Consider the following 8,595-nt stretch of genomic DNA (forward strand, 5'->3'; position numbering starts at 1 on the left):
ACTTATTTGTTTGGAATGATCAGTACCTGTCCTACAGCAAGCTCGTCAGAACGCAGGTTGTTTGCTTTACGAATGCTTGAGACACTAACGCCATACTTCGATGCAATCTTACCTAGGTATTCACCACGAGCAACTTTGTGCTTGCGGATTGGCTTGTCTTTCACTGCGACAGTGATCTTCAGCTTCTGACCGACCCAAACCGTGTCTGATTTCAGATTATTTTCACGACGAATATCGGCAATCTTCACTTTGTAATGACTGGCGATCTTACCGAGGAACTCACCTGATTTAACCGTGTGTGTGATTGTCTCAGTTTCCACCGTATTAGGTTTATTTGGAATCGAGATAGAAACCGCACCAGAGCCCGGAATCTTCAACTTCTGACCGACCGCCAAACCACTAGATTTAAGTTTATTCGCACTCATGATGGCTTTGGTCGACGTTCCGTATTTTTGCGCAATCACAGACAAAGACTCACCTCGTTTTACCGTGTGAACAGCAGACTTCGATGAAGAAGAGAACACCGTACCTTCTGGTGGATTATCTTTTAAGTACTGAACAACGGCTTTAGTGATCGCACGCGCTAACTTGTCTTGGTGAGCACGTTGGAACAATAACTTCTCTTCCGTTGGGTTCGAGATAAAGCCGGTTTCAACCAGTACTGAAGGGATCTGTGGAGAGCGTAAAACCGCAAGACTGGTATTGATTGGTTTTGAGTTATGCAAACGAGCGACTTTGCCCATTTCCCCCAAAATACTCGTCGCCAACTTGTAACCTTCTTTCTGAGAATGGCTGAACTGAAGGTCTAACAATGTCTGGTTAACATTGCGGTCATTGGTGTTACTGACAAACGCAGTACCAGAGCCACCTAGGATCTCAGACTGTTTCTCGTGGTTTTCAACCCAACGAGAAATTTCTGTGTTTGCTCGGCGTGTATTCAAAACGAAGACAGAGCCACCGCGTGGTTTTGGTGAAGTAAAGGCATCCGCGTGAATTGAGATCAACAGATGAGCATCATTTTCACGTGCAATCGCAACACGACGGTTCAAGTTAACGAAGTAATCTCCGGTACGCGTCATGCGAGTTTTGATACCCGGAACGGCATTGAGTTGCGCCGACAGTTTACGAGAAATACTCAGTACCGCGTCTTTTTCGTATTTACGACGAGATGGGCCAATAGAGCCAGGATCTTCACCGCCATGACCAGGGTCGATCACAATCAAAATTTCTTGAGCGCGCTGTACCGTGCTCATGTCTTTGTTGGTCGTTGTTGGCTTATTTGGCTTAGCCGCTGGTGTCGCTGTCTTTTTGCCATGTGGCAAGTCAATGACGAGACGATGACCATATTGACCACCCGGTGTCGGGCTGAGCGTAAACAACTCGGCTTTAACACCTTTTTTCAACTCAAACACCAAACGGTAAGTGTTTTTATTCGGCGGAGAGCTTTTGCGCACTCGCTTCAACACTGGACTATCCGTCACAGTGACAGGCAACTTCGCTTGCATTGATGTATTTTTGAGATCCACAACAAGGCGATCCGGCCCAGATAGAGAGAAATAGGAATAGTCAGCTTCCGCGCTTAAATCGATGACGACACGAGTCTCATCAGGTGAAGGCCATACTCGGAAACTTTTAACAACGTTAGCAAACGCTAAATTGGGGATGATAAGGAGAAGAGTGGCAACTAACGCTGCCACCGCTCTAAATTTTGAAAGACTCAACATAGCTCCAATTGACTGAGTAACTGCACACCATATTCATTATTCGCCGTTAATTCGGCTACACGCTGCTCGCCTTGGTAACGAATGTCCACATCAAGATCTGGCTGTGGCAGCAATCCTTGCCCTTTTTCTGGCCATTCAACTAAGCAAATCGCATCATCAGTGAAATAATCGCGAATCCCCATGAACTCAAGTTCTTCAGGATCCGCAAGACGATAAAGGTCAAAGTGATAAACTTGCCACTTATCCAACTGATAAGGTTCAACCAAAGTATAGGTTGGACTTTTTACATTGCCTTGATGACCAAGAGCACGGACAAAACCACGACTAAATGTTGTTTTACCCGCACCCAGATCCCCGTGTAGATAAATAGTGGTTTGTTGAGAACAAAGCTGAGCCAATGCGGTACCAAGTGCTACCGTTTCATGCTCATCTTTAAGATTAAATTGTTTCGTGCTCATTGATGTATCTCTAACTAATGATCGTTGACTATATAAAAATCAAAAGAACAGGAATAGTAAACTGTGTTGGTTTTGAGAGACAAGCTCTCAAATGTCATATATGCGAAAAAAGTAGTCAAAAAGACAAATCCTAATTCCCTGATTCTATTGAATGCATAAACAGATTTGGTCACATCAAAGTCAACAGTCGATGACTTTGTTTCAAAATCTATTTCTCGACTTTATGTCTAGACTTTCTGGTAGCACCAATGAGTAAGATCCGGTAAGATCCGCCCCCCTTTATCTCGGTGATAAAACATGAACTTCGAACAACTCGCTCAACAAATCAAAATTTGGGGTAAAGAGCTCGGCTTTCAGAAAGTCGGTATCTGCGATGTTGATCTTAGTGAACATGAGGCGGCTCTGCAAAAATGGCTTGATGCTGGCTATCACGGTTCAATGGATTGGATGGCTCGTCATGGCATGATGCGCGCAAGACCAGATGAACTTTTGCCGGGAACCGTACGCGTAATAAGCGTACGCATGAACTACCTACCTCCGGAAGCCCACTTCGCCTCCAACTTAGCTAACAAGAATCACGCATACATTAGTCGTTATGCGCTTGGACGCGATTATCACAAGCTAGTAAGAAAGCAACTGAATAAGCTTGGCAAGCTTATCGAACAAGAAGTAGGACAGTATGGCTACCGTCCATTTGTCGATTCTGCTCCTATCTTAGAAAGACCTCTTGCTCAGAAAGCGGGGCTAGGCTGGACAGGCAAACATTCACTTATCTTAGATAAAGACTGTGGATCTTGGTTCTTTCTTGGCGAATTGCTGATTGACCTGCCATTGCCAGTAGATGAACCAAGCGTCGATCAATGTGACAAATGTAAAGCATGCATTACTTCCTGCCCGACTCAAGCAATCGTTGAGGATAAGGTGGTGGATGCGCGTCGCTGTATCTCTTATCTCACGATCGAATTTGATGGTGTGATTCCTGAAGAGTTCCGTAAGCCAATAGGCAACCGCATTTATGGTTGCGATGACTGCCAATTAGTCTGCCCTTGGAATCGATACGCAGAACTAACGGAACAAGAAGACTTTCATCGCCGAGATAGCTTTGAAGAGCCTGATTTACTGACAATGTTTCATTGGGATGAAGCGACCTTCCTTAAACAAATGGAGGGATCGGCGATTCGTCGAATTGGTCATGTTCAATGGCTGCGTAATATTTCTGTTGCACTTGGCAATGCAGAATATAGTCAACAAATCATTGAAGCACTGGAAAACAAACGTGGCGAAAGTGAATTGCTTGATGAACATATCGAATGGGCATTAACGCAACAAATTAATCAGCTTCCGACCAATGAGTCCGACTCGGTAGAAACGAAGAAAAAGCGGTTAATCCGGATTGTCGAAAAAGGCCTACCAAGAGACGCATAAATGCGTAGCTCATATGCAAGAGATTGAAAACATTTTTTGCCCGATCAATTCATGACCTTGTTCTCAATTCTGTAATGTGGAAAAAAATAAGAGTATTGAGAGAAAATAGGTTATAGAAAAAAGTTAAACACAACCTAAAGAAATGATTAGGATCAAAAAAACACAAAGTAATGATCCAAATTTAACGCACCCGATCCGCAATAAAAGCACCTTTTCCCATACATAACAACAACTTAAGCGTTTAATAAAAAGTTTAGCCGCTGTTAGATTTGGAAAAGATCTTTCTTTACAACCTTTAAACCCCAAGCAGAAAACACTTTATCAACCAACTTATCCACAGAACGATATATGTGGATAACTCTGTTAATTAAAGATGTGAAAACGCCCCGAACACCAGAATATTCATTGGTCAGCCGTCTCGTCTCATGTTTAAAACACAAACGAAATCGTCCGACATCATTCGATGCGGATTAGAGTTTTATTTTTCAGGGATTGATGCTTCTCAGCATTATGAAAAGAGCGATGTGGCTGGCTGTAACCTCTATTGCAAATAGAGTTACATTTATCGATGGTTTGAGTTAGTGACTAAAACTATCGCTTGAAAATTGGTTGCGGGAGCCGGATTTGAACCGACGACCTTCGGGTTATGAGCCCGACGAGCTACCAAGCTGCTCCATCCCGCGTCCGTATATTATCGATTAATACGATAATAGAAACTGGAGCGACACACGAGGTTCGAACTCGTGACCTCAACCTTGGCAAGGTTGCGCTCTACCAACTGAGCTAGTGTCGCAATGTCATTGTTAAGCACAATGAGGGCTTATTCCACATTTCAGAAAGAAAGTGGAGCGACACACGAGGTTCGAACTCGTGACCTCAACCTTGGCAAGGTTGCGCTCTACCAACTGAGCTAGTGTCGCATCTCTTAACGGCCTGAATATCATTAAAAATGACCTTCAAACTGCTTTAGATTTGGTTGCGGGAGCCGGATTTGAACCGACGACCTTCGGGTTATGAGCCCGACGAGCTACCAGGCTGCTCCATCCCGCGTCCGTATTTCATCGTTAGGTACGATGAAGACCTTAAAATTGGAGCGACACACGAGGTTCGAACTCGTGACCTCAACCTTGGCAAGGTTGCGCTCTACCAACTGAGCTAGTGTCGCATCTCTTAACGGCCTGAATATCATTAAAAATGACCTTCAAACTGCTTTAGATTTGGTTGCGGGAGCCGGATTTGAACCGACGACCTTCGGGTTATGAGCCCGACGAGCTACCAGGCTGCTCCATCCCGCGTCCGTATTTCATCGTTAGGTACGATGAAGACCTTCAAACTGGAGCGACACACGAGGTTCGAACTCGTGACCTCAACCTTGGCAAGGTTGCGCTCTACCAACTGAGCTAGTGTCGCATATTCTCAAGAGAGAATTGGCTGCGGAGCCGGGATTTGATCCGAGCGGCGCATCCGTCGACGGCCTGAAGGTTATGATAAATAACGATCAAACTGTCTTGAATTTGGTTGCGGGAGCCGGATTTGAACCGACGACCTTCGGGTTATGAGCCCGACGAGCTACCAGGCTGCTCCATCCCGCGTCCGTATTTCATCGTTAGGTACGATGAAGACCTTCAAATTGGAGCGACACACGAGGTTCGAACTCGTGACCTCAACCTTGGCAAGGTTGCGCTCTACCAACTGAGCTAGTGTCGCATCTCTTAACGGCCTGAATGTCATTAAAAATGACCTTCAAACTGCTTTAGATTTGGTTGCGGGAGCCGGATTTGAACCGACGACCTTCGGGTTATGAGCCCGACGAGCTACCAAGCTGCTCCATCCCGCGTCCGTATTTCACCGTTAGGTACGATGAAGACCTTCAAACTGGAGCGACACACGAGGTTCGAACTCGTGACCTCAACCTTGGCAAGGTTGCGCTCTACCAACTGAGCTAGTGTCGCATCAACAACGTTTCCGTCGTTCAGGGCTGCGAATTATAAGAGCATTTTTTTGTGATGCAAGTCCTTCGTTCAAAAAAACTTTATTTTTTTACTGACCGACGAAAAAGCAAGCAAAACGTTCACGAAATACAACAATTTGGATCGCAGCCTTAACAGTTAGATCTTAAAGATCGTTTCGCGGTAGTACTTTAGCTCAGCAATCGACTCACGGATGTCGTCTAACGCTAAGTGTGTACCTTGCTTAGAGAAGCCATTTAACACTTCAGGTTGCCAGCGACGAGTTAACTCTTTAAGCGTACTCACGTCTAGGTAACGATAATGGAAATATTCTTCGAGCTCTGGCATGTGTTTGTACAAGAAACGGCGATCTTGACCAATACTGTTACCACAAATTGGTGAGACACCCTTTGGAACCCATTTTTCTAGGAATTCGATGGTTTGTACAACAGCATCTTGTTCTGAAATATCACTATTACGGACGCGCTCAACCAAGCCGCTTGATGTGTGCGTATTGGTACACCAGTCATCCATCTTAGCCAGCTCTTCTTCTGGTTGATGAACAGCGAGTACCGGCCCTTCAGCCAAAATGTTCAGCTCGCTATCGGTAACGATAGAAGCAATTTCAATGATTTTATGCGTTTCAGGATCAAGGCCCGTCATCTCTAAATCAACCCAAATTAGGTTTTGATCGCTAAAGGACATGGTTACGCCGCCTATTTGTTTATCGATAAAAGAGGTACTATACCTGAAAATACTTGAAACACGATACTCACTCGCTTGAACCCTTTGTTGGTTCAATCACTTGAGCGAACTCACACTAAGTACAGAATTGTGGCAAAAAAGAAAAAGTTAACCAAAGGTCAGGTGCGACGCGTACGCAGCAACCAACAAAAGCGCCTAAAAAAGCAAGAAGACTCAATCCAATGGGATGAGCACATGCTTGGCGCAAGTAAGCAAGGCTTGGTCATTACTCGCTTCGGCCAACATGCTGACATCGAAGATCTTGAGACGGGTGAAGTTCAACGTTGCAACCTTCGTCGCGGCATTGAATCCCTAGTATCGGGTGACCGCGTGTTGTGGCGTGAAGGTTTAGAATCCATGGCTGGTATCTCAGGTGTTGTAGAAGCAGTAGAACCTCGTACATCGGTACTTACTCGTCCAGATTACTACGATGGCTTAAAACCTGTGGCCGCAAATATTGACCAAATGATCATTGTGTCTTCGGTTCTACCGGAACTGTCATTGAACATTATTGACCGCTACTTGGTTGCTTCAGAGACACTTAACATTGCGCCATTGCTGGTTCTGAACAAAATCGATCTGTTGTCAGACGAAGAGCGTGCAACTTATGAAAGTTGGTTGGAAAAATACCAACGCATTGGTTACAAAGTTCTATTTGTGAGCAAGAAATCGGGTGAAGGCATTAATGAACTTGAAACCTTGCTAGGCGACCGAATCAATATCTTCGTTGGCCAATCAGGTGTTGGTAAATCCAGCCTTGTGAATGCTCTAATGCCAGAGCTTGAGCAAGAAGTGGAAGAAGGCGAAGTCTCTGAGAACTCTGGGCTCGGTCAACATACAACGACCGCGGCACGTCTATACCATATTCCCACGGGCGGTGAACTCATTGACTCTCCTGGGGTTCGTGAATTTGGCCTTTGGCACTTAGAAGCGGAAGAGGTCACCAAAGCATTTGTTGAATTCCGCCCTTATCTTGGTGGCTGTAAGTTCCGTGACTGTAAGCACAACGACGATCCAGGCTGCATACTGCGTGAAGCTGTAGAGAAAGGTGATGTGAGCAAAGTTCGCTTTGAAAACTACCATCGCATCCTAGAAAGCATGGGCGAAAACAAAGCCAACCGTCAGTACTCACGCAGCAAGAAAGCGGATCTGTAACTGAGTTAGGACTGCAACTGTGTAAGAAAACATCACCTAATACTGACAAGCAGATGAAATTTCAGTAACATCACGCGCCCTAAAGCGAGAATCTAACAGAAGTATCGGAATTAAAGATGGACAAGATTAAAGTTGGACTGCAGTACTGGATCCCACAACACGGCCTAACGCGTCTAGTGGGTAAACTGGCTTCAGCTAAAGCTGGCGGTCTAACAACAGCAATCATTCGTTGGTTTATCAAACAATACAATGTGAACATGGATGAGGCGAAACACTCCGATCCAAAACACTTCAAAACGTTCAACGAGTTCTTTGTACGTGAGCTAAAAGAAGGCGCACGTCCAATCGCAGAAGGTGAAGCGGTGATCACTCACCCAGCGGATGCTTGTGTTAGCCAGTTTGGCCCAATTGAAGACGGCCAACTGATTCAAGCAAAAGGTCATAACTTCTCAGCTCAAGAACTGCTTGGCGGTGATGAGACACTAGCGGAAGAGTTCCAAGATGGTACTTTTGCAACGCTATACCTCTCACCTCGTGATTACCACCGTGTACACATGCCATGTGACGGCACGCTGCGTCAGATGATTTATGTACCTGGCGACCTGTTCTCGGTAAACCCACTAACGGCAGAAAACGTACCAAACCTATTCGCACGTAACGAGCGCGTAGTGTGTATCTTCGATACTACGTTTGGTCCAATGGCACAAGTACTGGTTGGTGCAACCATCGTAGGCAGCATTGAGCAAGTATGGGCTGGCACTGTTACGCCACCACGCGGTAATACTGTTTACAAATGGGATTACCCTGCAGAAGGTAACAAAGCCGTTATCTTGAAAAAAGGTGAAGAAATGGGCCGCTTCAAGCTTGGCTCAACGGTTATCAACCTATTCGCTAAAGATGCCATCACATTCGATGAGAGCATGGAAAACGGTAAACCAACAGTAATGGGTACACCTTACGCGCACCAGCAGTAAGGCTTCCGTACAAAATGATTTTAAAGGCCTCCGCTCGCGGCTGTCTCTTATACACAAATCCCCAAGCTTGTAGCTTGGGGATTTTTTTTGAACTCTTTCAAGTGTGTGTGATCTGATCACTTAGTAATCCTTACTGAAACACTAAGATGACACACTCAGACGCTAA

6 protein-coding genes and 11 tRNA genes are annotated in these 8,595 nt (G+C 45.3%); 3 read left to right on the forward strand and 14 right to left on the reverse strand.

The annotated features are described in order from the left end of the window. Positions 1 to 2: 2 nt before the first annotated feature. Both ATB76_RS25615 and tsaE read right to left on the reverse strand, forming a co-directional pair. Complete coding sequence (locus tag ATB76_RS25615) at positions 3 to 1,724, reverse strand: LysM peptidoglycan-binding domain-containing protein (protein WP_038877258.1); 1,722 nt, start codon at positions 1,722 to 1,724, stop codon at positions 3 to 5. Then, a complete protein-coding gene (gene tsaE / locus ATB76_RS25620; RefSeq protein ID WP_038872042.1) occupies positions 1,718 to 2,182 on the reverse strand; it encodes a tRNA (adenosine(37)-N6)-threonylcarbamoyltransferase complex ATPase subunit type 1 TsaE in 465 nt (154 codons plus the stop codon). The genes ATB76_RS25615 and tsaE overlap by 7 nt, the downstream gene beginning before the upstream one ends. A 297-nt stretch (positions 2,183 to 2,479) precedes the next feature. Here tsaE and queG point away from each other — a divergent pair, with 297 nt between their 5' ends. Beyond that, positions 2,480 to 3,607, forward strand: coding sequence for a tRNA epoxyqueuosine(34) reductase QueG (queG, locus tag ATB76_RS25625; protein WP_042602754.1), 1,128 nt, complete (start codon positions 2,480 to 2,482; stop codon positions 3,605 to 3,607). A gap of 606 nt (positions 3,608 to 4,213) precedes the next feature. Here queG and ATB76_RS25630 read toward each other — a convergent pair. The 12 genes from ATB76_RS25630 to orn all read right to left on the reverse strand — a co-directional run bounded on the left by ATB76_RS25630 (position 4,214) and on the right by orn (position 6,261). After that, positions 4,214 to 4,290, reverse strand: a tRNA-Met gene (locus ATB76_RS25630). A gap of 34 nt (positions 4,291 to 4,324) precedes the next feature. Next, positions 4,325 to 4,400: transfer RNA gene (locus ATB76_RS25635), tRNA-Gly, on the reverse strand. A 51-nt stretch (positions 4,401 to 4,451) separates the two neighbouring features. Continuing rightward, positions 4,452 to 4,527: transfer RNA gene (locus ATB76_RS25640), tRNA-Gly, on the reverse strand. Positions 4,528 to 4,580: 53 nt separating this feature from the next. Beyond that, positions 4,581 to 4,657 (reverse strand) — tRNA-Met (locus ATB76_RS25645). 39 nt (positions 4,658 to 4,696) lie between these two features. Then, positions 4,697 to 4,772: transfer RNA gene (locus ATB76_RS25650), tRNA-Gly, on the reverse strand. Positions 4,773 to 4,825: 53 nt separating this feature from the next. Beyond that, positions 4,826 to 4,902 (reverse strand) — tRNA-Met (locus ATB76_RS25655). 39 nt (positions 4,903 to 4,941) lie between these two features. Then, positions 4,942 to 5,017, reverse strand: a tRNA-Gly gene (locus ATB76_RS25660). Positions 5,018 to 5,122: 105 nt separating this feature from the next. Further along, a tRNA-Met gene (locus ATB76_RS25665) sits at positions 5,123 to 5,199 on the reverse strand. Positions 5,200 to 5,238: 39 nt separating this feature from the next. After that, a tRNA-Gly gene (locus ATB76_RS25670) sits at positions 5,239 to 5,314 on the reverse strand. A gap of 53 nt (positions 5,315 to 5,367) precedes the next feature. Next, positions 5,368 to 5,444: transfer RNA gene (locus ATB76_RS25675), tRNA-Met, on the reverse strand. Between the two features lie 39 nt (positions 5,445 to 5,483). After that, positions 5,484 to 5,559 (reverse strand) — tRNA-Gly (locus ATB76_RS25680). 156 nt (positions 5,560 to 5,715) lie between these two features. After that, positions 5,716 to 6,261, reverse strand: coding sequence for an oligoribonuclease (gene orn / locus ATB76_RS25685; protein ID WP_038874099.1), 546 nt, complete (start codon positions 6,259 to 6,261; stop codon positions 5,716 to 5,718). A 129-nt stretch (positions 6,262 to 6,390) separates the two neighbouring features. On the opposite strand from orn, the gene rsgA reads away from it, so the two are divergent. Both rsgA and asd read left to right on the forward strand, forming a co-directional pair. Then, positions 6,391 to 7,455 (forward strand): small ribosomal subunit biogenesis GTPase RsgA, encoded by a 1,065-nt coding sequence (rsgA, locus tag ATB76_RS25690; protein ID WP_061036322.1) that lies wholly within the window; start codon positions 6,391 to 6,393, stop codon positions 7,453 to 7,455. A 116-nt stretch (positions 7,456 to 7,571) separates the two neighbouring features. Further along, complete coding sequence (gene asd, locus ATB76_RS25695) at positions 7,572 to 8,429, forward strand: archaetidylserine decarboxylase (RefSeq protein ID WP_061036323.1); 858 nt, start codon at positions 7,572 to 7,574, stop codon at positions 8,427 to 8,429. Positions 8,430 to 8,595: the final 166 nt, after the last annotated feature.

Source organism: Vibrio sp. MOR3 (genome assembly GCF_001557775.1).
Classification (GTDB): domain Bacteria; phylum Pseudomonadota; class Gammaproteobacteria; order Enterobacterales; family Vibrionaceae; genus Vibrio; species Vibrio jasicida.